Origin of the sequence: Tardiphaga sp. 20_F10_N6_6 (assembly GCF_052076045.1) — a bacterium.
In the GTDB taxonomy this organism is placed as follows: domain Bacteria; phylum Pseudomonadota; class Alphaproteobacteria; order Rhizobiales; family Xanthobacteraceae; genus Tardiphaga; species Tardiphaga robiniae.
Map to the genome: position 1 here is coordinate 642,145 of NZ_CP197239.1, position 24,677 is coordinate 666,821.

General features: G+C 62.0%; 24 protein-coding genes. 20 read left to right on the forward strand and 4 right to left on the reverse strand.

Features of this window, described 5'->3' with window-relative positions:
• Positions 1-43: 43 nt before the first annotated feature.
• From AB7813_RS02950 to AB7813_RS02960, 3 genes are all read left to right on the forward strand, one after another.
• Positions 44-289, forward strand: a complete 246-nt coding sequence (locus AB7813_RS02950; RefSeq protein ID WP_093758720.1) for a hypothetical protein — start codon at positions 44-46, stop codon at positions 287-289.
• A 289-nt stretch (positions 290-578) separates the two neighbouring features.
• Positions 579-1,259 (forward strand): hypothetical protein, encoded by a 681-nt coding sequence (locus AB7813_RS02955; RefSeq protein WP_439063796.1) that lies wholly within the window; start codon positions 579-581, stop codon positions 1,257-1,259.
• The gene (locus AB7813_RS02960) at positions 1,246-2,058 is read left to right on the forward strand and encodes a tetratricopeptide repeat protein (RefSeq protein ID WP_093758718.1); all 813 of its coding nucleotides are present in this window, start codon (positions 1,246-1,248) and stop codon (positions 2,056-2,058) included. Before AB7813_RS02955 ends, AB7813_RS02960 begins: the two co-directional genes overlap by 14 nt.
• Before the next feature lie 222 nt (positions 2,059-2,280).
• Here AB7813_RS02960 and xth read toward each other — a convergent pair whose 3' ends face one another.
• A complete protein-coding gene (gene xth, locus AB7813_RS02965) occupies positions 2,281-3,072 on the reverse strand; it encodes an exodeoxyribonuclease III (protein ID WP_120289926.1) in 792 nt (263 codons plus the stop codon).
• Between the two features lie 169 nt (positions 3,073-3,241).
• On the opposite strand from xth, the gene AB7813_RS02970 reads away from it, so the two are divergent.
• From AB7813_RS02970 to AB7813_RS02980, 3 genes are read left to right on the forward strand one after another with little or no spacing between them, the layout of a single operon-like run.
• Complete coding sequence (locus AB7813_RS02970) at positions 3,242-4,372, forward strand: efflux RND transporter periplasmic adaptor subunit (RefSeq protein ID WP_089264722.1); 1,131 nt, start codon at positions 3,242-3,244, stop codon at positions 4,370-4,372.
• 3 nt (positions 4,373-4,375) lie between these two features.
• On the forward strand, positions 4,376-7,504 hold the full coding sequence (locus AB7813_RS02975) for an efflux RND transporter permease subunit (RefSeq protein ID WP_231080773.1): 3,129 nt from the start codon (positions 4,376-4,378) through the stop codon (positions 7,502-7,504).
• Between the two features lie 11 nt (positions 7,505-7,515).
• Positions 7,516-8,358: an amidohydrolase family protein gene (locus AB7813_RS02980; RefSeq protein ID WP_439063797.1), complete on the forward strand. Its 843-nt coding sequence runs from the start codon at positions 7,516-7,518 to the stop codon at positions 8,356-8,358.
• 26 nt (positions 8,359-8,384) lie between these two features.
• Here the strand turns inward: AB7813_RS02980 and erpA are convergent, their stop codons facing one another.
• Positions 8,385-8,732 (reverse strand): iron-sulfur cluster insertion protein ErpA, encoded by a 348-nt coding sequence (erpA, locus tag AB7813_RS02985; RefSeq protein ID WP_093758714.1) that lies wholly within the window; start codon positions 8,730-8,732, stop codon positions 8,385-8,387.
• 100 nt (positions 8,733-8,832) lie between these two features.
• Between erpA and AB7813_RS02990 the strand changes: the two genes are divergently transcribed.
• The 11 genes from AB7813_RS02990 to serS all read left to right on the forward strand — a co-directional run bounded on the left by AB7813_RS02990 (position 8,833) and on the right by serS (position 20,189).
• Entirely contained in the window at positions 8,833-10,047 is a 1,215-nt protein-coding gene (locus AB7813_RS02990; RefSeq protein ID WP_439063798.1) for a deoxyguanosinetriphosphate triphosphohydrolase, read from the forward strand.
• A gap of 158 nt (positions 10,048-10,205) precedes the next feature.
• Positions 10,206-11,999 carry an arginine--tRNA ligase gene (gene argS, locus AB7813_RS02995; RefSeq protein WP_439063799.1) on the forward strand — a complete coding sequence of 598 codons (1,794 nt, stop codon included), beginning with the start codon at positions 10,206-10,208 and terminating at the stop codon, positions 11,997-11,999.
• A gap of 105 nt (positions 12,000-12,104) precedes the next feature.
• A complete protein-coding gene (locus AB7813_RS03000) occupies positions 12,105-13,589 on the forward strand; it encodes an SPOR domain-containing protein (RefSeq protein ID WP_439063800.1) in 1,485 nt (494 codons plus the stop codon).
• Positions 13,590-13,635: 46 nt separating this feature from the next.
• Positions 13,636-14,661: a beta-N-acetylhexosaminidase gene (gene nagZ / locus AB7813_RS03005; RefSeq protein WP_439063801.1), complete on the forward strand. Its 1,026-nt coding sequence runs from the start codon at positions 13,636-13,638 to the stop codon at positions 14,659-14,661.
• Positions 14,658-15,485 carry a segregation and condensation protein A gene (locus AB7813_RS03010; RefSeq protein ID WP_093758709.1) on the forward strand — a complete coding sequence of 276 codons (828 nt, stop codon included), beginning with the start codon at positions 14,658-14,660 and terminating at the stop codon, positions 15,483-15,485. Before nagZ ends, AB7813_RS03010 begins: the two co-directional genes overlap by 4 nt.
• 21 nt (positions 15,486-15,506) lie before the next feature.
• On the forward strand, positions 15,507-16,613 hold the full coding sequence (scpB, locus tag AB7813_RS03015; RefSeq protein ID WP_439063802.1) for an SMC-Scp complex subunit ScpB: 1,107 nt from the start codon (positions 15,507-15,509) through the stop codon (positions 16,611-16,613).
• 141 nt (positions 16,614-16,754) lie between these two features.
• Positions 16,755-16,994, forward strand: a complete 240-nt coding sequence (locus tag AB7813_RS03020) for a twin-arginine translocase TatA/TatE family subunit (RefSeq protein ID WP_068730798.1) — start codon at positions 16,755-16,757, stop codon at positions 16,992-16,994.
• An 85-nt stretch (positions 16,995-17,079) separates the two neighbouring features.
• Positions 17,080-17,604, forward strand: coding sequence for a Sec-independent protein translocase protein TatB (gene tatB / locus AB7813_RS03025; protein ID WP_120289910.1), 525 nt, complete (start codon positions 17,080-17,082; stop codon positions 17,602-17,604).
• A complete protein-coding gene (tatC, locus tag AB7813_RS03030) occupies positions 17,601-18,416 on the forward strand; it encodes a twin-arginine translocase subunit TatC (protein WP_089264481.1) in 816 nt (271 codons plus the stop codon). The genes tatB and tatC overlap by 4 nt, the downstream gene beginning before the upstream one ends.
• Before the next feature lie 77 nt (positions 18,417-18,493).
• A complete protein-coding gene (locus tag AB7813_RS03035) occupies positions 18,494-18,805 on the forward strand; it encodes a hypothetical protein (RefSeq protein ID WP_439063803.1) in 312 nt (103 codons plus the stop codon).
• A 79-nt stretch (positions 18,806-18,884) separates the two neighbouring features.
• Positions 18,885-20,189, forward strand: coding sequence for a serine--tRNA ligase (gene serS / locus AB7813_RS03040; RefSeq protein ID WP_439063804.1), 1,305 nt, complete (start codon positions 18,885-18,887; stop codon positions 20,187-20,189).
• Between the two features lie 21 nt (positions 20,190-20,210).
• Here the strand turns inward: serS and AB7813_RS03045 are convergent, their stop codons facing one another.
• Positions 20,211-20,714, reverse strand: a complete 504-nt coding sequence (locus AB7813_RS03045; protein ID WP_439063805.1) for a hypothetical protein — start codon at positions 20,712-20,714, stop codon at positions 20,211-20,213.
• Between the two features lie 255 nt (positions 20,715-20,969).
• On the opposite strand from AB7813_RS03045, the gene surE reads away from it, so the two are divergent.
• Positions 20,970-21,737: a 5'/3'-nucleotidase SurE gene (gene surE / locus AB7813_RS03050; RefSeq protein WP_175367039.1), complete on the forward strand. Its 768-nt coding sequence runs from the start codon at positions 20,970-20,972 to the stop codon at positions 21,735-21,737.
• Positions 21,738-21,764: 27 nt separating this feature from the next.
• Here the strand turns inward: surE and AB7813_RS03055 are convergent, their stop codons facing one another.
• The gene (locus AB7813_RS03055) at positions 21,765-22,142 is read right to left on the reverse strand and encodes a response regulator (RefSeq protein WP_120289904.1); all 378 of its coding nucleotides are present in this window, start codon (positions 22,140-22,142) and stop codon (positions 21,765-21,767) included.
• A gap of 292 nt (positions 22,143-22,434) precedes the next feature.
• Between AB7813_RS03055 and AB7813_RS03060 the strand changes: the two genes are divergently transcribed.
• Together AB7813_RS03060 and AB7813_RS03065 are read left to right on the forward strand one after the other, a co-directional pair.
• Entirely contained in the window at positions 22,435-23,085 is a 651-nt protein-coding gene (locus tag AB7813_RS03060; protein ID WP_244558313.1) for a protein-L-isoaspartate(D-aspartate) O-methyltransferase, read from the forward strand.
• 107 nt (positions 23,086-23,192) lie between these two features.
• Positions 23,193-24,596 (forward strand): peptidoglycan DD-metalloendopeptidase family protein, encoded by a 1,404-nt coding sequence (locus tag AB7813_RS03065; protein ID WP_439063806.1) that lies wholly within the window; start codon positions 23,193-23,195, stop codon positions 24,594-24,596.
• Positions 24,597-24,677 lie beyond the last annotated feature (81 nt).

Below are 24,677 nucleotides of genomic sequence, written 5' to 3' on the forward strand. Positions count from 1 at the left end.
AGTGCTGTCATTTCCGAGTGACGCTAAATTCAGGGAGCTTTTCATGAAAACAACGATCACCACTGCCGCGGCTTCGGCCCTCATTGCTCTGACAGTGTCCGGTGCCGCCACTGCGTCAGAGCAGCGCTCTGCACACCGACATGCTCAACCGCAGGCCGTCACAACCTATGGCGACTCACGCGATGCCTTCGCCTATTACCCGGGCTGGGGCCGTGATCCCGTGCTCGTCCGCGGTGTTTATCCCGGGCTGGTCTACGGTGGTGCCACCTCCGCGCCCGCCGGACGTTGAGATCGGCAACGGATGGAAAAGTCGGCCTTGCGCTGACTTTCCGGTAACGCGGCAGCGATTTTAGCCTCGCTCAAAAGGGTTGCCGGTGCGCCACAAATGTTGCTTGGTTGCCACAGTCCCCCAAGATTTAACCCTGTCGTGCTGTGGGTATTGTAACCGCCGCTATTTGGCCACACGCCTTCGTGAAATCATTTCTCACCAGCCAGAAGGCTGGAGCGCTTTGTTGATCGGCGGGATGTCAGTGGGATTGTCCCGGATCGCCGAAGCGGCCTGAGAAACCAGGTTCGCGATGGACGCCAAGACGAACATCAAGTCGCGTTTGCCTAGCCGTCTTATGACGGAGGGCCGGGAGCAGGCGTCGCGTGGCGCGCTCCCCTGCGCGACGAGTCTGGCGACGCTGCGGCGCGAACGGTTCATCGCCGGCCCAGTGCTGCGCGCGCAAGAATCTCGCACCGTCGAAATCTTCAAAAAGACACCATATGGCACCGATTTGAAGCGGGTGAGCCGTTATGTCGCCAAAGACATATTGGAAGTTGCCGACATACTGTTGCTGAAGACGACATTGCTCGATCACAGCCGGTCGCAGGGAGCGTGCCTCACTGCGACGGGGCAGACGATCGCGGAGAAAATGAAGCCCGTGACGCGGAATTCCCATCAGGACGTCATTCGTTCTGCCGACAAGCTGATCGCCGTTATCGGTGACCTTGTTGGATCGAAGGGGACTCTGGCTCCTGACACCTTCGAATCGATGGGCGGTAGCACCATCGGGCGCGAAACCGGTGAGGGCTGCCTTAACGTAAAATTGACCGACAAAGAATTGGCCGCGCACCCGACCAAACGGAAGCGTCGCGCGACTAACCATATGTCAGGGACGCTGTGGACATATGCCCAGCAGGTTGGATCGGCCATTGGTTGCGCCGTGACCCAAACCGGCCGGGCCCACGAGAAATACTGTTATGCGGATAGTTGAGCGTACCATTTTTGTAGCGTTTGCTTTGGGTGCCGCGTCAGTGGCCGCGCCGGCGTTTGCCTTTGATGGTGCGCCCGTTGGCAGCAGCGACGCAGCCCTGCCGGTTGTAACGACCATTCCCGGTGCTGCGCCGGTCTTGAAGAAGTCCGCCAAGCCCGATACCTCGCTGACCGCTCTTCAGTATGCCGCCGAAGGCGGTCATCCGATTGCCCAGTGGAAGCTCGGCCGGATGTATGCCGACGGTAACGGTGTGGCACAGGACGATCTGCGCGCCTTCGAATATTTCAGCCGTATCGCCAATGCCCATGCGGAGGACTCGCCGTCCGCGCCGCAGGCGACCATCGTCGCCAACGCCTTCGTGGCGCTCGGTCGCTACTACCTCGACGGTATCCCGAATTCGAAGATCAAGGCCGACACTGAACGCGCACGTGAGATGTTCTCCTACGCCGCATCCTATTTCGGCAATGCCGATGCGCAGTACGATCTGGCCCGGCTGTATCTGAAGGGCATCGGTACCCCGCGCGACACCAAGTATGGCGCCCGCTGGCTGGGCCTTGCTGCGCAGAAGGGCCAGCACCAGGCGCAGGCGTTGCTCGGCCAGATGCTGTTCAACGGTGAATCGCTGCCACGGCAGATGGCGCGCGGCCTGATGTGGCTGACGCTGGCCCGTGACAATGCCGGCCCGGACGACACCTGGATCCGCGACAGCTACAACAAGGCCATCGCCAAGGCCTCCGAAGACGACCGTGCGATGGCGCTGCAGATGCTTGAACACTGGGTGTCCGGCAAACGGGACTGAGGGTTGTCCCGGACTAAGCGACCGTTTCCGAGCGCGATTACCTCACACTCGACTGTCGTCACCCGGCTTGACCGGGTGACCCAGTAATCGCCAGCCTTCATTATTATCAACGAGTGCTCGCGTCAGGCGCCGCCTCGGAACATTGCCCCGGGCGTTTGCTGGATCGCCCGGTCAAGCCGGGCGATGACGGTTTGTGTTTGGGGAGCGCTTGGCGACGGACCTTTACGCCGCCTCCAGATCCAGGTCGACCCACACCGGCACGTGATCGCTCGGCTTCTCCCAGGCGCGCACATATTTGTCGATGCCGACATCGATGAGCTTGTCGCTGGCCTGTGGTGACAGCAGCAGATGATCGATGCGGATGCCCCAGTTCTTCTGCCAGGCGCCGGCCTGATAGTCCCAGAACGTGTACTGGCCGGGCTCATCTGTGACGGCGCGCAGGGCGTCGGTCATGCCCAAGCCGAGCAGGGTCTGGAAGCTCGCGCGGGTCTCCGGCTTGAACAGCGCGTCGTTGATCCAGGCCGCCGGATTATAGGCGTCTGCTGCCGCCGGGATGACGTTGAAGTCGCCGGCGAGAATCAACGGCTCCTCGGTCTTCAGCCGTAGTCGGGTGAACTCCTGTAGCCGGGACATCCATTTCAGCTTGTAGGGATACTTCTCGGTGTCGACTGGATTGCCGTTCGGCAGATACAGGCAGGCAACCCTGACCACCCCGGATTTCAGCGACACTACGCCTTCGATGAAGCGCGCATGGAGATCCTCGTCGTCGCCCGCCAGCCGGGGCGTGGCTTCCTCCAGCGGATATTTCGAGAGCAGGGCGACGCCGTTGAAGGTCTTCTGGCCGTGGGTGACTACATTGTAGCCGAGCGCCTCGATGGGCTCGCGCGGAAACGCCTCATCGAGGCATTTGATCTCCTGCAGGCAGACGATGTCCGGCGAGCAGTCGCGCAGCCACGTCACCAGATGGTCCAGCCGCTGGCGGACAGAATTCACATTCCAGGTGGCAATTCTCATCTGATGGGATTCCGGTAACAACAATGGCAAAAATACGTCAACGTGGCATACCATCATCCCCGCCAACATGATAAGCTTTAAGCCTAAAGCGCACAGACGCTGTCTTTAAAGCTGCCATGGGCGGGAAACGGGGGCGACCCGATCTTCTGTACCAGGTGACATGGACCATATGAAGAAACGCACATCGATCGCTCTACTCGTTCTCGTCGGCGCTGCCGCGGTTGCGGCCTACACGACGCGCTCCTCGTGGACCGGTGGCAACACCAATGCACAGGCCCCGCAGCGCGCGCGGATCGTTGCGGTCGAGATTGCCAAGGCGGAACGCAAACCGGTTCCGGTCGATGTCGATTCGATCGGTACAGTAACGCCGATTTCGAGTGTCGCGCTCAAGTCGCGGGTGGAAACCACCATCACCTCGGTGCATTTTGAAGACGGCGCCAAGGTCAAGGAAGGCGATCTGCTGTTCACCCTCGATTCGCGGCAGATTGATGCCCAGATCGAGCAGGCCGAAGGCACGCTGGCCCGCGATCAGGCCCAACTGGCCGGTGCGGAACGCGACGTGCGGCGCTTTACCGATCTGATCGGGAAGGGCGCGACCACCCAGGTGAGCGTCGATAATGCCAAGACCCAATCCGACATCCTGGCCGGAACCATCCGGGCCGATCAGTCGGCGCTCGATAATCTCAAGGTCCAGAAGAGCTACACCATCATTCGCGCACCGTTCTCCGGCCGGATCAGTGCAGCCAATGTGAAGGTCGGCAATTTCGTGCGCCCGGCTGATACGGCGCCGCTCGCCACCATCAATCAGATGGCTCCGGTCTATGTCTCCTTCGCCATTCCGCAGCGTGTGCTTGGCGATCTGCGCGAAGCGATGGCGGCGGGATCGACCTCGGTCATTGCGACCATCCCGAACAGCGGCCGTTCTGAAACCGGCAAGGTGGCGATGGTGGAAAACACTGTGGATTCCACCACCGGCATGGTCACTGTGCGCGGCATCATGAGCAATCCGAACGAAACCCTGTGGCCGGGCATTTTGGTACAGACCAAGTTGATCGTGCGCACCGAGGACGGCGTTGTTGTGCCCACCGTGGCCGTGCAACGCAGCCAGACTGGGAACTTCGTCTTCATGGTGAAGGACGGCGTCGCCCGTGTTCAACCTGTCGAAGTCGATCGCACCTTCCAGGGGATTTCGGTGATCTCGTCGGGTTTAAAAGGGGATGAGGACGTCGTCGTCGACGGCCAGCTCTTGCTGACACAAGGCACACGGGTCGAAGCCCGGGCCCGCAAGGCCGGGGCATAAAACATGACCCTCTCGGAGCTCTGCATCCGTCGCCCTGTGATGACCACGCTCATCACGGCGACGATCATCGCGTTTGGCATTTTCGGTTTCCGGCTGCTGCCGGTGTCGGCGCTTCCGAAAGTGGATTTTCCGACCATCGCGGTGACGGCGACGCTGCCGGGCGCCAGCGCCGACACGATGGCGGCCTCGGTCGCCGGCATCATCGAGCGTCAGCTCTCGACCATCGCTGGTATCTCTTCGATGTCGTCGAGCTCGTCGCAGGGAACGACCCAGATCATCATTCAGTTCGATCTTAACCGCAATATCGATGCGGCGGCGCTGGACGTGCAGACTGCGCTGACGATCGCACAGCGCCGGTTGCCGATCGAAATGACGATCCCGCCGAGTTTCCGCAAGGTGAACCCCGGCGATTTCCCGGTGCTGTTCATTGCGCTGAGTTCATCGACGCTGCCGCTCTCGGCCGTCAATGAATTTGGCGATATCACCATCGGGCAGGCGCTGTCGCAGATTCCCGGCGTGGCGCAGGTGCTGATCTATGGCACGCAGAAATTCGCCATTCGCGTGCAGGCCGATCCCGAAGCTGCGGCGGCTCGTGGATTGTCGCTTGAAGATATCCGTACGGCGGTGTCACGCGCGAACTCCTCGACGCCGGTCGGAACTCTGAACGGACCGAAGCAGGATATCTCGCTGCAGGCATCCGGACAGATGTCCAAGGCCGCCGACTATGGCCAGGTCGTTGTTGCCTGGCGCAACGGCTCGCCGGTCAAGCTGAACGAAGTCGCCAAGATCTATGACGCCGTCGAAAACGACAAGGTCGCGACCTGGTTGAATGGCGAGCGCGCCATCGTGCTGGCGATCCAGAAGCAGCCCGACGCCAACACGGTCGCCGTGGTCGACGGCGTCCGCGCCAAGCTGCCGTCGCTGCGTGCGCAATTGCCGCCATCGGTCGAAGTCAATATGATGATGGACCGCTCGATCTCGGTCCGCGAAGCCGTCGCCGACGTCGAGGAGACATTGCTGATCGCCGTCGTGCTGGTGATCTTCGTGATCTTCCTGTTCCTGCGCTCAGCCTCCGCGACCTTGATCCCCGCACTGGCGGTGCCGATCTCGATCTTCGGCACATGCGCCGCGATGTACATGCTGGACTACTCCATCAACAACATGACGCTGCTGGCGTTGACACTGTCCGTCGGCTTCGTTGTCGACGACGCCATCGTCATGCTGGAGAATATCGTCCGACACATCGAGCTCGGCATGAAGCCGTTCGACGCGGCACTGAAGGGCGCGCGCGAAATCGGTTTCACTATCGTCTCGATCACCTTCTCGCTGATCGCGGTGTTCATTCCCGTGCTGCTGATGGGCGGAATTGTCGGCCGCGTGTTCCGTGAATTCGCGGTGACGATCGCGGTGGCGATCATCGTCTCCGGCTTCGTGTCGCTGACGCTGACGCCCATGCTCTGCGCGCGCGTGCTCAAGGCGCACAATCCCGAGCACAAGGAAAATTTCATCCTGCGCGGTTTCGAGCGCATATTTGCGGCTTGGCTGCGTGGTTACGAATGGGCGCTCGATCGCGTACTGGCACACAAGGGCATCATGTTGGTGGTGACGCTCGCGACCCTCGGCGGCACCGTTTATCTCTACAACATCGTACCGAAGGGCTTCTTCCCGCAGGAGGATACCGGGTTCCTGACCGGTACGACCGAAGCCGCAACCGATACGTCCTTCGAAGCGATGAGTGCGCGGCAGCAAGCGCTCGCCGATCTGCTGAAATCCGATCCTGCCGTCGAATACATCAACAGCACCGTGGGCTCCGGCGGCCCGAATGCGACGGCGAATTACGGTCGTCTGTTCGTTGCGCTGAAACCGCGCCAGGATCGTGATCCCGCACAGGTGGTGATGACGCGGCTGCGCCAGAAGTCGTTGGCCGTTCCTGGCTTGCAGGCCTTCTTCCAGAGCATCCAGAATCTGAACATCGGCGGCCGGCCGTCGAAGAGCCAGTATCAATACGTTCTTCAGGGCAGCGACACCGACACGCTGTATCGCGTGTCGCCGGAAATGCGGGATCGCATCGCCAAGGTGCCGGGCCTGCTCGACGTGACGACAGACCTGTACATCAAGAACCCGCAAATGACGGTCGATATCGACCGCGAAAAGGCGGCGGTCTACGGCGTCACCGTCGATCAGGTTCGTAACCAGCTCTATAATGCGTTCGGCTCGCGTCAGGTCGGCACCATCTATATGCCGACCAACGACTATCAGATCATTCTGGAAGCACAGCCGCAGTTCCGGATCGATCCGAGCGACCTCTCCAAGCTCTATATGAAGACGTCGAACAATCAGACCATTCCGCTGAGCGCGGTCGCGCGTCTGGTGCCAACGGTCGGGCCGCTGCAGATCAACCATCAGGGTCAGCAGCCGGCGGTGACGATCTCGTTCAACTTGGTGCCCGGCTATTCGCTGGGCTATGCGGTCGACCAGATCACGCAAATCGAGGCGGATTCCAAACTGCCGGTGACCATAGCGACGGGCTTCTCTGGCACTGCGCAGGTGTTCCAGGATTCATTGCGCGGGCAGGGCGTTCTGATCCTGGCTGCCGTATTCGCAGCTTTCGTGATCCTCGGCATCCTCTACGAGAGCTTCATCCATCCGATCACGATCATCTCCGGCCTCCCGTCGGCGGGCATCGGCGCGATCCTGACGCTGATGCTGTTCAAGATGGAGATGTCGGTCATCGCCATGATAGGCATCGTCATGCTGGTCGGCATCGTCAAGAAGAACGCCATCATGATGGTCGACTTCGCACTCGAGCGTCGTCGCGTCGGCCTCTCGGCCGAACACGCGATCCGCGAAGCCGCGCTGCTGCGTTTCCGCCCCATCATGATGACCACCTTCGCGGCGATCTTCGGCACGCTGCCGATCGCGCTCGGTGCCGGTGCCGGTGCCGAATTGCGTCAGCCGCTTGGTGTTGCCGTGGTCGGCGGTCTCTGCGTGTCGCAATTGCTGACGCTGTTCATCACGCCGGTGATCTACATCTATCTCGACCGCATCGACCGCAAGCTGAAGCGCAAGCTGCAGCCGCAGCTCGAGGAAGAAGACCACGACGATCGTCCGCGCGTCGTGGCTGCGGAATAGGGATGTCTTCAATGCTGGTGAGAACACTCACTGTGGCCGCTTTGCTGGCCGCACTCGTTGTCGCGCCGGTCCGTGCCGACGATCGGATCGAAATCTTCGACGCCCATATGCATTACAACTGGGAGCCGAAGCCGTATTACCAGCCCGACGAAGTGCTAGAGGTTTTCAGGAAGAATCGCGTCACCGGCATTCTCGCCACCAGCCGCCCGAACACCGGCACCCATGTGCTGATGGACGGCAAGGCCAGCGGCAAGGCAGGCGATCTGCAGGTCGTGCCGTTCATCCGGCCGTATCGCGTGCGCGCCGATATCGGCAGCTGGTTCAACGATCCCGTAATCTTCGATCTCGTGCAGGAGGAGTTCAAGCGCGGCTACTATCGCGGTGTCGGCGAATTCCATCTGACCGGCAAGGCGGCCGATACCGAGATGGTCAAGAAGACCGTCGACTTCGCGGTCGCCAACAATCTCTATCTGCACGCCCATGCGGACGACGAAGCGGTCGAGATTCTGATGCGGCACAATCCGCGTGCGCAGATTATCTGGGCACATACCGGCTTCAGCCTCGCGCCGGACCGTGTCGCAGCGATGCTGATAAAATACCCGAAATTGTGGGGTGAATTGTCTTACCGCAGCGGCATCGTGGACGGATCAGGCAAACTGACGCCGCAATGGCGCGTGCTGTTCGAGCGCTACCCCGATCGCTTCCTGCTGGGCTCCGACACCTGGGTGCCGGAACGCTGGGCGAGCTATGGCGATATCATGGATGGCTATCGCGCATGGCTGGCGCAACTGCCGCCGGCGGTCGCTAAACAGATCGCGCACGGCAATGTGCGGGCGCTGTTCGCCGTGAAATAGACCGATCTAAATGAGCAGAATAGAGGTCAGATCGAGAAGCTGGTCCCGCAGCCGCAGGACGCCGTCGCGTTCGGATTGACGACGCGGAACGAGGCGCCGATCAGGTCATCGACGAAGTCGAGTTCGGAGCCGGCCAGGAACGGTGCTGAGGAGGGGTCGACCAGCACCACGGCGCTGTCACGTTCGATCAGGATGTCGTCGTCCGCCTTGGCGCGCTCGACGTCGAACTTGTACTGGAAGCCGGAGCAGCCGCCGCCTTCAACCGACACGCGGAGCATGGCGCCGTTGCCTTCGGTCTTGAGGATCTCGCCGATCCGGCGCGCAGCACGCGCGCTGACGGTGAGGGGGGCCTCGGTGACTGCAGTGTCGGTCATATCTGGCTCTCCGGGCAGGATTCGAACCATTTGAATCTGCCGCTCCCCATAGTTAAGTGCGGCAGGCTCAGGAATCAATTGGATCAAGGATAAACACGCCGTGTCGGTCGGAATGGCTGCTCCCCGCGCACCCTATGCCTGCGACCCCGATCGCAGCCGCGGACGGCTGTTTTCCGAGGCTCCGAGCCGGACCCGCAGCGCGTTTCGCCGAGATTGCGACCGGGTCATCCATTCGACCGCGTTTCGGCGCCTCAAGCACAAGACCCAGGTCTTTGTGTTCCACGAGGGCGATCATTATCGCACCCGTCTCACCCACACTTTGGAAGTTGCGCAGATCGCCCGCGCCGTAGCCCGGCAACTGGGGCTCGACGAAGACCTGACCGAGACCCTGGCGCTGGCCCATGACATCGGCCATCCGCCGTTCGGCCATGCCGGCGAGCGGGCGCTGGATGCCTGTCTCGAGGCCCATGGCGGCTTCGATCACAACGCACAGACCTTGCGCCTCGTCACGTCACTTGAGCATCGCTATCCGGAATTCGATGGCCTCAACCTGACTTGGGAAACCCTCGAAGGCATCGTCAAGCACAACGGGCCGCTGACGAACGCGTTAGGCGCCCCCGTGGGACGTTATGCCACCCATGGCGTGCCGTTCGGGATCACCGAATATGACCGCACCTTTGATCTGGAGCTGTCCAGCTTCGCTTCGCTTGAAGCTCAGGTCGCGGCGATTGCCGATGATATCGCTTACAACGCTCATGACATCGATGACGGACTGCGCGCAGGGCTGTTCACCGTCGATGACCTCAAGGCGATGCCGCTGACGCAAGGCATGATCGCAGAGATCGATGGACGCTATCCCGGTCTCGACGAGAGCCGCCGCGGCGCCGAACTGGTGCGCGAGCTGATTTCCTATCTGATCGGTGCGGTCGTCGGCGAGACGGAACAACGACTAGCCGCTTTGTTGCCGAAATCCGCGGAGGACATTCGCCGCGGCGGGCGCAAGCTCGTCGCGTTTCGTGCCGACGCGGCAGAAGCCGAGGCTGGGATCAAGGCCTTCCTCTGGCAGCACATGTATCGCCATGAGCGTGTCATGCGGGTGATGGTCGAGGCGGAATGTCTGGTTACCGACCTGTTCGCACGCTATCAGCGCGCGCCCGAGGATCTACCGCCCGAATGGCTGCCCCCTGAAGGCGCCGAGCCGGAATCGGAGGGCGAACAGGCGCGCCGGATCGGCAATTTCATTGCGGGGATGACCGACCGTTTTGCCATCACCGAGCATATCCGGCTCTTTGACTCGACCCCCGAATTGCGTTAGGCGAAGGCTTCTAAGTGCCTTTCGGGGCTACAGATTTCGATCCTTGCCCACTTGGCGGATCGGCCGTCAAAGAATTGGCGGAACGCCCCCGAAACCGCTATTCCATCCTGATGCAATCCTGCCGGAATCCTCCGGCGCAAGCTGGTTCCCGTATCGCCATGGCCTCGACTGTTCCGACCCCGCATCTGTTCGCCAACGTGCTCGCGCGCGTTCACGCGATCTGCAACGCCCTCGTCAGTGAAGGCGTGTTGCCCGCCGGCATCGATCTGTCGCGCGTCGTCGTCGAGCCGACCAAGGATGCGTCGCATGGCGACATGGCGAGCAATGCCGCGATGGTGCTGGCGAAAGAGGCGAAAGCCAAGCCGCGCGATCTGGCTGACGCTATCGCTGCGAAGCTGCGCGAAGACGATCTGGTGACGTCGGTGGATGTCGCCGGACCCGGCTTCATCAATCTCACGCTGAAGTCGTCGGCCTGGGCCGATGCGCTGCGCGCGGTGTTGCGCGACGGTGCCTCGTATGGCCGGAGCGCGGTCGGAGCCGGTGAGAAGGTCAATGTCGAATACGTGTCGGCCAATCCGACGGGACCGATGCATGTTGGCCATTGCCGCGGCGCCGTGTTTGGCGATGCACTGGCGAGCCTGCTCGATTGCGCCGGTTATGACGTCACCCGCGAATACTACATCAACGACGCCGGCGCACAGGTCGACGTGCTCGCGCGCTCGGCACATCTGCGCTACCGCGAGGCGCTAGGCGAAGCTATCGGTGACATTCCGGAAGGCTTGTATCCCGGCGACTATCTGGTGCCGGTGGGGCAGGCGCTCGTGGCTGAGTACGGCGCTGCGCTGAACCAGATGCCCGAGGACAAGTGGCTGCCGATCACGCGCGCCAAGGCCATTTCCATGATGATGGAGATGATCAAGGGCGATCTCGCCGCACTGAACATCTCCCACGAAGTGTTCTTCTCCGAGCGTTCGCTGATCGCAGGCAGCACCGACATGGTTGGCGCGACCATCGATTTCCTGCGCGCCAAGGGCGATGTCTATGAGGGCCGGTTGCCACCGCCAAAGGGCAAGCCGATCGACGATTACGAAGACCGCGAGCAGACCCTGTTCCGCGCCACCGCCTATGGCGACGATGTCGATCGTCCGCTGCTGAAGTCGGATGGCGGTTACACGTATTTTGCGTCCGATATCGCCTATCACAAGACCAAGTTCGACCGTGGCTTCCTCAACATGGTCGACGTCTGGGGCGCCGATCACGGCGGCTATATCAAGCGTGTGCAGGCGGCGATCAAGGCGGTAACGGCAGGGAAGGCTGAACTCGACGTCAAGATCGTGCAGCTTGTGAAGCTGTTGCGCAATGGCGAGCCGGTGAAGATGTCGAAGCGCTCCGGCGATTTCGTTACCCTGCGCGAAGTGGTCGACGAGGTCGGCTCCGACGCCGTGCGCTTCATGATGCTGTTCCGGAAGAACGACGCGGTGCTGGATTTCGACCTCGCCAAGGTGATCGAGCAGTCCAAGGACAATCCGGTTTTCTACGTGCAGTATGGCCATGCCCGTGGCCATTCGATCTTCCGCAATGCGCGGGAGATGCTGGCCGACCTGCCTCTGGAAACCGAGGCCCGCATTGCCTATCTGAAAGACGCGGTAATGGAGCGGCTCGACGATGTTGCCGAACTGGGCCTGATGCGGCAGTTAGCATTGTACCCACGGATGATAGAATCTGCGGCCACGGCGCATGAGCCGCACCGCATAGCTTTCTATCTGTATGATCTCGCCAGCGAATTTCATGCGCTCTGGACGCGCGGACGGGATATGCCTCATTTACGCTTCATTATCACTAATGATGCAGAACTTACCAAAGCGCGATTGGCACTCGTCCAGAGCGTCGTCTCAGTCCTGGCTTCGGGCCTCGCCGTTCTCGGCGTCACCGCACCGGACGAGATGCGGTAGACAGGGGACGGCCGCTCACATGGGGATCTGTGGGTGGTTCTTGATAGCAGCTGTTTCGTTTGAAAAGCGGGTTGGCGGCTTTCCCGAAGGGGATGCGACATCACAATGGCTAATCGATACCAGAACCGACCTTTCCCAGCGGATGACGATTACGGCCGCGACGCTCAATCGCGGACGAAGGGCGAGGGCGATCCGCTCGCCGAACTCGCGCGGCTGATCGGGCAGACCGACCCGTTCGCGAGCAACAGCCGCCCTGCGCCCGCGCCGCGCCAGGCTGAACCGGCCTATCAGGACGAGCCGGAATATGAGGAAGAACCCGCGCAGCCCGGCCCGCCGCCATGGATGCAGCGTGCAGCAGCCCACGAGCCGCAGCAGCAGGAGTTCGAGAATCTTCATCCGGTGCAGCGTTACGGCGCTCAGCATCAGGAGCCGCAGCATCTGCAGCCGGAGGCCGATTATCATCAGGCGCCGGCATTTGCCGCGCATACGGATCATCAGGCGCAGGACTATCAGGGCCAGTACGACCAGGCTCACGCGCCGCATGATCCCAATCGTTATGACGATGCGCTGTATGGCCACGCCGATGGCGCACAGGCCCAGCATCCGCAGGACGATCAGTATCAGGATGATCCCTACGCCTATCAGGACGGTTATGCCGAGCAGGAAGAGGCGCCGAAGCGCCGCGGTGGCATGGCGACCGTCGCCATCGTGCTGGCGCTGGCCGTAGTGGGTACCGGTGCTGCCTTCGCCTATCGTACATTTATGGGATCGGCGCGCACCAGCGAACCGCCGGTGATCAAGGCCGAGCCCGGTCCGAACAAGATCGTCCCGCCGTCGGCGACAGCCGCGGCCGACGGCAAGCCGATTCAAGATCGTCTCGGCGGCGCAGCCCCCGAGCGGTTGGTGTCGCGCGAAGAGCAGCCCGTCAACGTGCAGGATGCCACCAAGGCTGGTCCGCGCGTGGTATTCCCGCCGCTGAACCAGAACGCCAACCCGCCATCGACAGCCAGCGTCTCGCCATCCAACAAGCCGATGGTGGGCAATGGCGCGATGCAGGGCGATGAGCCTCGCAAGATCCGTACTTTTGCCGTCAAGGGTGACCAGTCCGACGCGGGAGCCACACCGGCCGCGCGTCAGGCGCCAGCCCGCATCGCCGCTCCGGCAGCGGTTCCTGCAGCCGCGCCCGCTGCGGCACCGCGCGCGACCAATGCCAACGCATCAGCCAATGCCCCGATGTCACTGTCGCCGCAGGCTGCGCCTCCGGCTGCAGCCGCTCCACCGGCGCCCTCACGTATGGCCTCGACCAACCCGACCCAGCAGGCGGCCCCGGTCGCCTCCGGCGGCGGCTATGTGGTCCAGGTATCGTCCCAGCGGTCGGAGGGTGATGCGCAGGCGTCGTTCCGCGCCCTGCAGACCAAGTTCCCCTCGGTGCTGGGATCGCGTGCGCCGTTGATCAAGAAGGCCGACCTTGGCGACAAGGGGACCTATTATCGGGCCATGGTCGGACCGTTCGGCTCGCAGGAAGAAGCCTCGCAGGTCTGCGGGAACCTGAAATCTGCCGGCGGACAGTGCGTCGTCCAAAGGAATTAACGGCCGTTTCCTTGACCCTGGGCGTTGATGGGGGCTAATCGGCCCCATGAGCACACGCGCATTCATCACCGGTGTATCTCGGCTGGAGCTGACCGCTGAAGAGCGCGCATTTTTGCGCGCAGAACGGCCGTGGGGCTTCATTCTCTTCAAGCGTAATATTGATAATCCCGCCCAAGTCGCTCGACTTGTTGAAGATTTACGCGGCGTGACCGGTGATCTCGATGCGCCGGTCCTGATCGACCAAGAAGGCGGGCGTGTGCAGCGTCTGGGACCGCCGCACTGGCCGGTCTATCCGCCCGGTGCTGTGTTCGGCACGCTCTATGACGCGGACCCGGAAGCAGGCCTCAGGGCTGCCTGGCTCAGTTCACGGCTCATTGCGAGTGACCTTGTGGACCTCGGCATCACCGTGGACTGCCTGCCGTTGGCGGACGTCCCAGTGGAGGGCGCTGATGCCGTGATCGGCAATCGCGCCTACGGCACCACGCCAGGCAAGGTCGCGACCATCGCCCGCGCGGTGACCGAAGGGCTGTCGCAGGGTGGCATTCTACCTGTGCTCAAACACATTCCCGGCCATGGCCGGGCCACCGCCGATACCCATTTCAAATTGCCGATCGTAGACAACACGAAGAGTGAGCTCGAAGCTTCTGATTTCGAAGCATTTCGTCCACTGGCAGATCTGCCGATGGCGATGACTGCACATGTTGTGTTTAGCGCGCTAGACGCCACCCAACCGGCCACGACTTCTGCGACAATCATCGAACAGGTGATTCGCGGCAGTATCGGGTTCCAGGGTTTGTTGATGAGTGATGACGTGTCCATGAATGCTCTGGCGGGATCGATCGCGGAACGTACGCGCGCGATCGTCAGCGCCGGGTGCGACATGGTCCTGCATTGCAACGGCAAACTGGACGAGATGCGCGACGTCGTCAGCGAGACCCCGGTTCTGGCCGGGAAGGCGCTTGAGCGAGCCAAGGCGGCTCTTGCTGCTCGCCGTCAGCCGCAGCCGTTCGACCGTACCGCCGGCCGCGCCGAACTGGACGCCTTGATCGCTCGAGCAGGAGCTAGTGCATGAGCGCTGAGATTTTGTCGTTTGAAACCGGCCTGCCGGCAGAGGTCGTTCCCGATGACGAGCCGTCGCTGGTCGTCGACGTCGAAGGTTACGAAGGCCCGCTCGACCTATTGCTCGCGCTTGCGCGGCAACAGAAGGTCGACCTGCACAAGATTTCGATCCTCGCGCTGGCCGACCAGTATCTGCTGTTCATCGAAGCCGCGCGGAAGATCCGTCTGGAACTGGCTGCCGACTATCTGGTGATGGCGGCGTGGCTGGCATTCCTGAAGTCGCGCCTGCTGCTGCCGGATACGACGGTGCCGGGCGAAGGCCCGAGCGCCGAGGATATGGCGACCGCGCTGGCCAACCGGCTGCGCCGCCTCGAAGCCATCCGCGAAGCCTCGAACAGGCTGATGACCCGGCCGCAGCTCAACCGCGACATCTTCCCGCGTGGCGTTCCCGAGTCGATCGCCGAAGTGAAGCATCCGCGCTTCACGGCGACGCTTTACGATCTGCTGTCAGCTTATGCGACCCAGCGCCAGGCTCGCGTGCTGACGCGCGTCCATCTCGCCAAGCGCACCGTTTGGTCGCTGAGCGAAGCGCGCGCCTCGCTGGAACGGTTGGTCGGCATGGCAGAGGACTGGAGCCGTCTCGATGAATATCTGCTGGCCTATGTCGCCGACCCCGCGCAGCGCGCGACGGTGATGGCCTCGAGTTTTGCAGCTGCGCTTGAACTGGTCCGTGAGGGCACGCTCGACCTCAGCCAGAAAGAAGCATTCGCGCCTTTGTATTTCCGCAAGCACATCGCCCAGCCTGTGCAGGTGGAGCCGGAAGTTCCGGCCGAGTAAGTGGAAGAAGGAGATCCAGACATGGCAAGCCTCGCCGAGAAACGCATCGACGATGTCGAGGATCAGATCGTGCAGTCCGAGGGACAATCCGAGGTCCAGTCGGAGGCGCGCCCAGAAGAATTGCGCCTGCTCGAAGCGCTGTTGTTCGCATCCACCGAGCCGCTCGACCAATCCGCGCTGGCCAAGCGCATGCCGGATGGCGTCGATATCAAGGCGGCACTGGCGCAGTTGCAGGCCGATTACGCCATGCGCGGCGTCAATCTGGTCCGTGTCGCCAACAAATGGACGTTCCGCACCGCCGGTGACCTGTCCTGGCTGATGACCCGCGAGACCACCGAAACCCGCAAGCTGTCGCGTGCGGCGATCGAAGTGCTCGCCATCGTTGCCTATCACCAGCCGGTGACCCGCGCCGAAATCGAAGATATTCGCGGCGTCATCACCTCCAAGGGCACGCTCGACGTGCTGTTGGAAACCGGCTGGATCAAGCCGCGCGGCCGTCGCAAGACGCCGGGCCGTCCGCTGACCTTCGGTACCACCGAGAGCTTCCTGTCGCAGTTCAGTCTTGAGGCACTCGGCGATCTGCCGGGTCTTGAGGAACTAAAGGGCACGGGTCTGCTGGATTCGCGGCTGCCGTCCGGCTTCAGCGTGCCCAATCCGTCCGACGATCCGACGCTCCGCGAGGACGAGGATCCGCTGGAGGGCGGCGAACTGGAACTGGCGCTGTCGGCACCCGATCCGGAATTCCCCGAACTGCAGCTCAAGGAGCCCGAAGCCGGGACTGTCGGATACGCTGGTGAGGCCCAGGCATTTGCCGAGGCCAAGGCCGAATTCACTGAAACGGCAGATGTTGTGGAGCCAGAGAGCGAAGCGGCCGAGGTCGCGGAACTTGAAGCGCGTGATCTCGACGTGATCGAGCCCGAGCAAGGCGAGGCCGAAGCGGCTGAAGTCGCAGAGCCCGAGTCGGATGAAGACGAGACCGCTGAGCCCGAAACGGCCGAACTCGACGACGATGAAGACGATTCCGACGACGCGGAAGACGACGAGCTCGACGAGGACGATCAGGACGAAGATGAGCCGGATGACGCTGAGCCGGACGCAACCGACCGGGACGACGACCGCAAGCACTGATCGCGGCATTAACGCTCGCGGCATTGCGCCGCGACATCCGCGATTCCACGAGGGTTAAGTCCTTGTTTTTGACACCCCCGCAGCCTACGTTCCGGTCAGATCAGGCTGGGCGACTGGCCGCGTGTTTGGAGGGTTAGCAGGATGGGTTCACTCAGCATTTGGCACTGGATCGTCGTGATCGGAGTGGTCCTGCTGTTGTTCGGGCGCGGCAAGATTTCCGACCTGATGGGCGACGTTGCGCAGGGCATCAAGGCCTTCAAGAAGGGCATGGCGGACGACGACAAGCCGGCAGACAAGCCGACCGAGCCGGTCCGCACTATCGACCAGACCCCGCCGGCGCCGACCGCCAACCGTACGGACGTCGGCAGCAAGGTTGTCTGAGGTTCCGAAGGGATTGTCCTTGGGGATCGCGGCGGCCATTGAAGGAGACGCGGGCACATCCAGCCCCGCGTAAGCGGATTTTTTCATGTTCGATATCGGGTGGAGTGAACTGGTCGTCATCGCGGTCGTCGCGCTGATTGCCATCGGCCCGAAAGAACTGCCCGGCGTGCTGCGCATGGTCGGGCAGTGGATGGGCAAGGCCCGCAAGATGGCCTCGGAATTCCAGGGCCAGTTCAACGAGGCGATGCGCGAAGCCGAAATGGCCGACGTCAAAAAGGCCTTCGACGACGTGAAGGATGTCGCTTCCGGTTTCACCACCAACAACATCATGACCTCGCTGACCAAGGACGTCAGTGACGCCATGGCCATCGACAAGGCTGACAATCTCGACACGCCTCCGGCCGTGCCCACCACGCCCGAGCCGCCTACACCCGAGACCTTCGTTGAGGCCGAGACGCATGCGCAGGAAACTGCTGCAGTGAACGAACCACTGGCTATTACCCGGGAAGTGCAGCCGTCGCCGGTCGAAACTCCCGCTGCCGCCCATGATGGCGCAGCAGCCCCCGACGCGGCCAGTCCAGATGTTCTGAAGGACGCCAAAGCGTCATGAGTGCCGAAGATATCGAAGCCTCCAAGGCTCCCTTGATGGATCACCTGATCGAGCTGCGGTCGCGGCTGATCAAGGCGCTGCTCGCATTTGCCGTGGCCTTCATCTTCTGCTTCTTCTTCGCCAAGCAGATCTACAACGTGCTGGTCTGGCCGTTCGTCTGGGTCGCCGGCCCAGAGAATTCGAAGTTCATCTACACCGCGCTGCTGGAGTACTTTCTGACCCAACTCAAGCTGGCGATGTTTGGCGCCGGCTTCATCTCGTTTCCGGTAATTGCCGCGCAGATCTACATGTTCGTGGCGCCCGGCCTCTACAAGCACGAGAAGGGCGCGTTTCTGCCTTACCTGATCGCGACGCCGTTCTTCTTCGCGCTGGGCTCGCTGCTGGTCTATTTCCTGGTGCTGCCGATGCTGATCCGGTTCTCGCTGGGCATGCAGCAGACCGGAAGCTCCGATACCGCGCAGATCGCGCTGCTGCCCAAGGTAGGCGAATATCTCTCACTGATGATGTCGCTGATCTTCGCCTTCGGAATCGCCTTCCAGCTCCCCGTCATCCTGACACTGCTTGGCCGCATCGGCATCCTCACGTCGAAGCAGCTGCGCGAAAAGCGCCGCTACTTCATCGTCATCGCTTTCGTTATCGCGGCCGTGCTGACGCCGCCCGATGTGATCAGCCAGGCCTCCCTGGCGATCCCGCTGCTGATCCTCTACGAAGGTTCGATTATCGCGGTCAGCATGGTCGAGAAGAACGCCGCCAAGGCCGCTGCTGCCAAGGCTGCGGCGGGGACCGGCACGGACGTGACGCCGGCGGAGTAGGCGCCTACGTGTTCTTGTAATTGCAATTGTGCCAATCTACCTTAAGTTGTGCAGCTGGCGCTGCTACGGAGGTGATTGTGGCCTTTGCATTTGATACACTCGGCTATTCCAAGCGGCTCCGCGAAGCCGGGGTAGCGAACAATCAGGCCGAGGCTCATGCCGAAGCGGCACGGGATTTCATCATGACCGAGCTTGTCACGAAATCCGATCTCTTCGCTGTTAAGTCCGATCTGGACGCGCGATTGTTGGCGACGCGCAACGATTTGCAGGCAGCCATGGAGACTCAGACGCTTCGTCTTACAGTGCGCTTGGGTGGCATCGTCGTTACCGCAGTGAGTGTCGCCGTCGCCTGCATTGGAATACTTGCGTTTCTGCTGCGAGCGCACTAACGGGGCGATCGCGCCATTTCATGTTCCAAATGTCAGCTATTCGGGGTACTCAGAGCCGCTTTCGCTCAGGAATCCCGTCATGCACGACATTAAATCGATCCGCGACAATCCCGAAGCTTTCGACGCTGCGCTGAAGCGGCGGGGGCTGGCGCCGCTGTCGGCATCGCTGCTGGCGATTGATGAGGCGCGCCGGACCGCGATCCTTGCGTCCGAGCAGGCGCAAGCCCGGCGCAACGCGGCATCGAAGGAAATCGGCGAGGCCAAGAAGACCAAGGACGAGGCGCGCGCCAACGCGCTGATGGCTGAGGTCACCGAGCTCAAGACGACGATGCCGGCGATGGAAGCCGCGGTGAAGAACGCCGAGGATAAGCTCAAGGTCGCGCTTGCCGAAATCCCGAACCTGCCGCTCGACGACGTGCCTGAGGGGGTCGACGAACACGGCAATGTCGAGCGTCATCACTTCGGCGCCAGGCGCAACTACGCGTTCACGCCGAAAGCTCATTACGATATCGGCGAAGCCTTGGGCTTCATGGATTTCGAGGCCGCGGCCAAACTCTCGGGCGCACGCTTCGTCGTGCTTAAGAAAGGCCTTGCACGGCTGGAGCGTGCCATCGGGCAGTTCATGCTCGATCTGCATACGAATGAGCATGGCTACACGGAAGTGAACCCACCGCTCTTGGTTCGCGACGATGCGATGTTTGGCACTGCGCAGCTTCCGAAGTTTCGCGATGATCAATTCGCCGCCGGTGCGATCGGTAGTGAAGGGCAGGGTTACTGGCTGATCCCGACCGCCGAAGTCCCGCTGACGAATCTCGTCCGTGAATCCATCCTTGACGAAAAAGAGCTGCCGCTGCGTATGACGGCGCTGACGCCGTGCTTCCGCGCCGAGGCTGGTGCTGCCGGCCGCGATACGCGTGGCATGATCCGCCAGCACCAGTTTACCAAGGTCGAATTGGTTTCGATCACCACGCCTGAGGAAAGCAAGAACGAGCATGAGCGCATGCTGTCCTGCGCCGAGGAAGTGCTGCGCCGGCTTGGCCTGCATTACCGCGTGATGACGCTGTGTACTGGCGACATGGGTTTTGCTGCGCAGAAGACCTACGACATCGAGGTCTGGATGCCGGGCCAGGGCGACGGCGGTGCTTACCGCGAGATTTCGTCCTGTTCGGTCTGCGGCGATTTCCAGGCGCGGCGCATGGATGCGCGCTCGCGCGGGCCGGATGGCAAACCGCGCTTCGTGCACACTCTGAATGGTTCGGGCACCGCCGTCGGTCGCGCGCTGATCGCCGTGATGGAAAACTATCAGCAGGAAGATGGCTCGATTGCCGTGCCGGATGTGCTGCAGCATTATATGGGCGGGCTTAAAGTCGTCCAAGCCGGCTAGGCGTCGTCGCGCGCCAGCCGCTCACGCGCGGCTGGCCGTCACCAGCGCACATTTGGCTTTCTCGGCTTTTATGTTGACAAAGCCCATATGCGTCATCGGAAACGCCTTGCGGCTTTTCGTGCTGACGGTCTCCGCGATGACGCGGCGACGCTCCGTCACATAACGCCCATCCCGGCTGCGGAAGGCACAGGCGATTTCGAGGTCCTTGACCGGATAGTCGTTGGCGTTGCGCACGGTGAACGTCATCAGCGCCCTGGAACCGAGGCCGCCGCGGCGAAACGATTGGCGGGAGAGGCTGAGACGGTTGAGCTCCGCGGCGTCGGGGACGCTGACGAGTTGTGAAGACGTGGGTTTGGCAAAGTCCTCCTCACTCAACTCGTCGGGCATAGTTGCCAGTACCGCCGTATTGAGGGTGAGATCGGGCTTGGTCTCGGCCAATCTGGGAAGCAGCAGCCACCCCGTCAGGGCGACAACCGCGATCGCCGGCAATCCGATGATCAACACCCGTTCGAGCTGTTTCGCCATCTCCGTCGCCCTGTGGGGCGCTGCGACCAAGGCCATCCGGGTCGAGCGCGCATGCTTCAGACGCAACTGGCACACACCTACCTAAGTTAAAAATCCCGACGACGCCGAAATGTTCCGGCTCACGGGAAAAATCGCCTTCGAGACAGCCTCGGCAGCGCACGAGTAGCGCCCAAAATGGGGGTGGCAAAAGCGGGCACATGCTGGCAAAAACCGGTGCCGGCCAGCGGCCCTCCCGATCGAAAAGGCACCTCACGAATGCGCATTCTCTGCACCAATGACGACGGCATTCACGCCCCCGGCCTGAAGATCATCGAGCAGATCGCCAAGGAATTGTCCGACGACGTCTGGGTGGTGGCGCCCGAGCTCGATCAATCCGGTGTGTCGCATTCATTGTCGCTGAACGATCCGTTGCGACTGCGCGAAGTCGGCCCGCGGCACTATGCCGTGCGCGGCACGCCGACCGACTGCGTCATCATGGGCGCGCGTCATATCCTGAAGGACAAGCAGCCAGATCTCGTATTGTCCGGCGTCAACAAGGGCCGCAACGTCGCCGAGGACGTGGTCTATTCCGGTACCATCGCCGGTGCGCTCGAGGGCACCATTCTCGGCATTCCGTCGGTGGCGTTGAGCCAGGAATTCTCGATGGAAACGCGTCACAACCCGCAATGGGAGACCGCGTTGAAATATGGGCCGGACGTGCTGCGCAAGGTCATCAAGGCGAGCGTGCCGAAGAACACCGTCATCAACGTCAACTTCCCGGCCTGCGCGGCCGACGAGGTGAAAGGTGTCGTCGTCACCCGGCAGGGCAAGCGTAATCAGGGCTTTCTGCGCGTCGATGAGCGGCGCGATGGCCGCAACAATCCGTATTTCTGGATCGGTTTCGAGCGCATCGTCGCCGCGGAAGCCCCGCTGGAGGGTACCGATCTCGCAGCGCTTGCTGCGCGCTATGTCTCGGTCACGCCGCTGCGTCTCGATCGCACGGATGATGTATTCTCCGAAGCGCTGACCAAGGCGCTTGGCTGAGAGTTCGAAATAGGCGAGTGGGCTCGCCTAGACCGCGACGCCCTTGAGCGTCGTTGACAGCACCTGCGCCAGCGTTTCCATCTGGAACGGCTTCTGCAGCGTCGGGCGGTCACGAAATTCTTCCGGCAGGCCTTGCGCGCCGTAGCCAGTCGCGAAGATGAACGGGCGGTTGCGCGATGCGATCACTTCCGCGACCGGCGAAATCACCTTGCCGTTGACGTTGACGTCGAGGATCGCAATGTCGAACTTGGCAGACCCAGCCAGCTTGATCGCTTCGTTGATGTCACCGGCTTCGGCGGCTACGCTGTAGCCGAGTTCCTCGAGCATATCGGCGACCATCATGCGGATCATGACCTCGTCTTCGACCAGGAAGACGGAGCCGCCCGGCGGGTTCGTTGCAGTCATGGCCGGTTTCCTTGCCCCAATCCTCTGAACAAAATCGCAAATTCCCGGGTTGAACGCAATCTCGACGCATTGCCATTTTCGTGACCCAAAGACGCATGTCGCGTGTTCGGTACCAGATAGAGCAAGATCAGGATTTCAGCGCCCCGCCCATAACAGGCTGGTATGTTGCTGGTTCCGCGCGCGGAACAATAAAAGTTGTCGTTAGGCTATCCCGGTTCCGATCGCAGAAATACATCAATCTATCTTTGCTAGATCGAGAGTGTTTCTAACCTGTGCTGCGTGAGGCATTTCCATGATTACCGTCGGACAGCCGCCCGAACAGATGACGTTTCAGCTTGGTCTGCGGCGCCGTGGGATCAGCGATCGGCTGGTGCTGCGCGCAATGGAGGATATTCCGCGTGATCGCTTCGTCGAGCCGAACGATCGCGCCCACGCCTGGCGCGATACGGCCTTGGCCATTGCCTGCGGTCAGACCATCAGCCAGCCCTTCGTGGTGGCCTATATGACCGAACAGCTGCAATTGAATGCTGGTCACCGTGTGCTCGAGGTCGGCACGGGATCGGGCTACCAGGCCGCGATCCTGTCAAAGCTCGTCCGCGACGTGCTCAGCATCGAGCGCTATCGCACGCTGGCCGACGCCGCCCGGACCCGGTTGGAGGCACTCGGCCTCCACAATATCGAGGTCATGCTCGGCGACGGCCTCAACCCGGCTGCCAATTTGGGATCGTTTGACCGGATCGTCGTGACCGCCGCAGTGGAGGAGGTGCCGGTGGCGCTGACCGATCGGCTTGAGGAGGGGGGTATTCTGCTTGCGCCGGTTGGTCCTCATAATGGCGTCCAGACCCTGGTCCGGATCCGCAAAACCGGGGATGGATTGGAGCGAAAGGAGCTCGTGGATGTACGTTTCGTGCCTGCACTTCCGGGCATCGCGCGCGAACTCTGAAAAAAGTTCGTGAACGGCTGTCACGTGTTGGTCGCAAGGTTAAAGGCTTGGTAACGGAGACGGTGTTTACTCAATTCAGTTGTTTGTTGCGTATGAGTGAGTAACCAATGTCCAGCGTTGTCGAGTTGCTTTACTCGCGCCGCGCTCCGCAGGTCGCGGTGCTGGCGCTGATGTCTATCGGTTTTGCCGGCTGCAGCGCCGACATGCAGACACGGCTATCTCAGAATCCAAATTTTGACTCAGGTCAGTCCCGTGGCTTTGGCTGGCAAGGCGAAACCACCGGCTCGGTGCCGCAGCGAGCACCGCGCGCGCCGGTCGAGCGCCAGGAGCTGCCGCAGTATCAGCGCCCGGCCTATAATCCGCAGCCGCAGTATCAATCGCAGGCTTTGCCGCCGCCGATCTCGGCGCCGCAGTCCTATCCGACAGCTCGTCCGGTTGCGTCGGCTGCACCCGTCAGCGGGGGCGGCAACGGTATGTATACGCCGCCGCCCGCACGTGCGCCGATCGAAACCACCGGCTCCACGGCGCCGCGCTCGGTTGCAGCGACCAATGGCCTTGCCCGTGATGGCGGCACCTCGATCATCGTCGGCACCAGCGACACGCTCGACGGTCTGGCGAAGCGCTACAACGTCTCGTCGGCCGCGATCCTGCAGGCCAATGGCTACAAGGGTCCGCGCGCGCTGTCGCCCGGCCAGTCGCTGATCATTCCGCGCCAGGGCGCTGCGGCAACTCCGGCCGTTGCCGCTGCTGCGAGCAAACCTGCCGTCGGCGCATCGACCATGCATTTCGTCAATCGCGGCGATACGCTGATGAGCATCTCGCGCCGGAACAACGTGCCGGTCGCCGAACTCGCGCGCGCCAATGGTCTGGCGCCGACTGCCCAATTGAAGCTTGGCTCCAAGATCACGGTACCCGGCGCGCGTACGGCCAATGCAGCTCCTGCAGCAGCGCCGCTCGCTGCGCCCGTCGCAGCCGTGACGGCCGCTCCGGCTGGCGCGGTCACGTCCGCTGCCGTGGCCCGTGTTGCTTCTGCCGAGCCCGCACAGAAGGCCCGTCTGGCAAGTGCCACGACGACGCCTGAAGAAACCACGCCGGAATCGCCGACTAAAGCCGCTGACGCAACCGGCGCTTTGCCGACGTTCCGTTGGCCGGTGCGCGGCCGCGTGGTCACAGGCTACGGCGCCAAGACCAATGGCAAATCAAATGACGGCATTAATGTCGCCGTGCCGGAAGGCACGCCGATCAAGGCAGCCGAAGATGGCGTCGTTGCCTATTCCGGCAACGAGCTGAAGGGCTACGGCAATCTGGTTCTCGTTCGTCACTCCAACGGTTACGTCACCGCATATGCCCATGCGAGTGAGCTGATGGTGAAACGTGGTGAGACCATCAAGCGCGGTCAGGTGATCGGCAAGTCCGGCCAGTCCGGCGAAGTCACTTCGCCGCAGCTTCACTTCGAGATCCGCAAGGGCTCGTCGCCGGTCGATCCGCTGCAATTCCTCAACGGCGCATAAGCGCAGTCCACGAAGTGTAGTTAGCATTTGAGCAAGCCCGGCCTCGTGCCGGGCTTGATGCGTTTGATCTCGGGGCTACGG

Coding starts and splice junctions, on each gene's coding strand:
- AB7813_RS02950 (WP_093758720.1), top strand. CDS start 44: ATGAAAACAACGATCACCACTGCCGCGGCTTCGGCCCTCATTGCTCTG.
- AB7813_RS02955 (WP_439063796.1), top strand. CDS start 579: ATGGACGCCAAGACGAACATCAAGTCGCGTTTGCCTAGCCGTCTTATG.
- AB7813_RS02960 (WP_093758718.1), top strand. CDS start 1,246: ATGCGGATAGTTGAGCGTACCATTTTTGTAGCGTTTGCTTTGGGTGCC.
- xth (WP_120289926.1), bottom strand. CDS start 3,072: ATGAGAATTGCCACCTGGAATGTGAATTCTGTCCGCCAGCGGCTGGAC.
- AB7813_RS02970 (WP_089264722.1), top strand. CDS start 3,242: ATGAAGAAACGCACATCGATCGCTCTACTCGTTCTCGTCGGCGCTGCC.
- AB7813_RS02975 (WP_231080773.1), top strand. CDS start 4,376: ATGACCCTCTCGGAGCTCTGCATCCGTCGCCCTGTGATGACCACGCTC.
- AB7813_RS02980 (WP_439063797.1), top strand. CDS start 7,516: ATGCTGGTGAGAACACTCACTGTGGCCGCTTTGCTGGCCGCACTCGTT.
- erpA (WP_093758714.1), bottom strand. CDS start 8,732: ATGACCGACACTGCAGTCACCGAGGCCCCCCTCACCGTCAGCGCGCGT.
- argS (WP_439063799.1), top strand. CDS start 10,206: ATGGCCTCGACTGTTCCGACCCCGCATCTGTTCGCCAACGTGCTCGCG.
- AB7813_RS03000 (WP_439063800.1), top strand. CDS start 12,105: ATGGCTAATCGATACCAGAACCGACCTTTCCCAGCGGATGACGATTAC.
- nagZ (WP_439063801.1), top strand. CDS start 13,636: ATGAGCACACGCGCATTCATCACCGGTGTATCTCGGCTGGAGCTGACC.
- AB7813_RS03010 (WP_093758709.1), top strand. CDS start 14,658: ATGAGCGCTGAGATTTTGTCGTTTGAAACCGGCCTGCCGGCAGAGGTC.
- scpB (WP_439063802.1), top strand. CDS start 15,507: ATGGCAAGCCTCGCCGAGAAACGCATCGACGATGTCGAGGATCAGATC.
- AB7813_RS03020 (WP_068730798.1), top strand. CDS start 16,755: ATGGGTTCACTCAGCATTTGGCACTGGATCGTCGTGATCGGAGTGGTC.
- tatB (WP_120289910.1), top strand. CDS start 17,080: ATGTTCGATATCGGGTGGAGTGAACTGGTCGTCATCGCGGTCGTCGCG.
- tatC (WP_089264481.1), top strand. CDS start 17,601: ATGAGTGCCGAAGATATCGAAGCCTCCAAGGCTCCCTTGATGGATCAC.
- serS (WP_439063804.1), top strand. CDS start 18,885: ATGCACGACATTAAATCGATCCGCGACAATCCCGAAGCTTTCGACGCT.
- AB7813_RS03045 (WP_439063805.1), bottom strand. CDS start 20,714: ATGGCGAAACAGCTCGAACGGGTGTTGATCATCGGATTGCCGGCGATC.
- surE (WP_175367039.1), top strand. CDS start 20,970: ATGCGCATTCTCTGCACCAATGACGACGGCATTCACGCCCCCGGCCTG.
- AB7813_RS03055 (WP_120289904.1), bottom strand. CDS start 22,142: ATGACTGCAACGAACCCGCCGGGCGGCTCCGTCTTCCTGGTCGAAGAC.
- AB7813_RS03060 (WP_244558313.1), top strand. CDS start 22,435: ATGATTACCGTCGGACAGCCGCCCGAACAGATGACGTTTCAGCTTGGT.
- AB7813_RS03065 (WP_439063806.1), top strand. CDS start 23,193: ATGTCCAGCGTTGTCGAGTTGCTTTACTCGCGCCGCGCTCCGCAGGTC.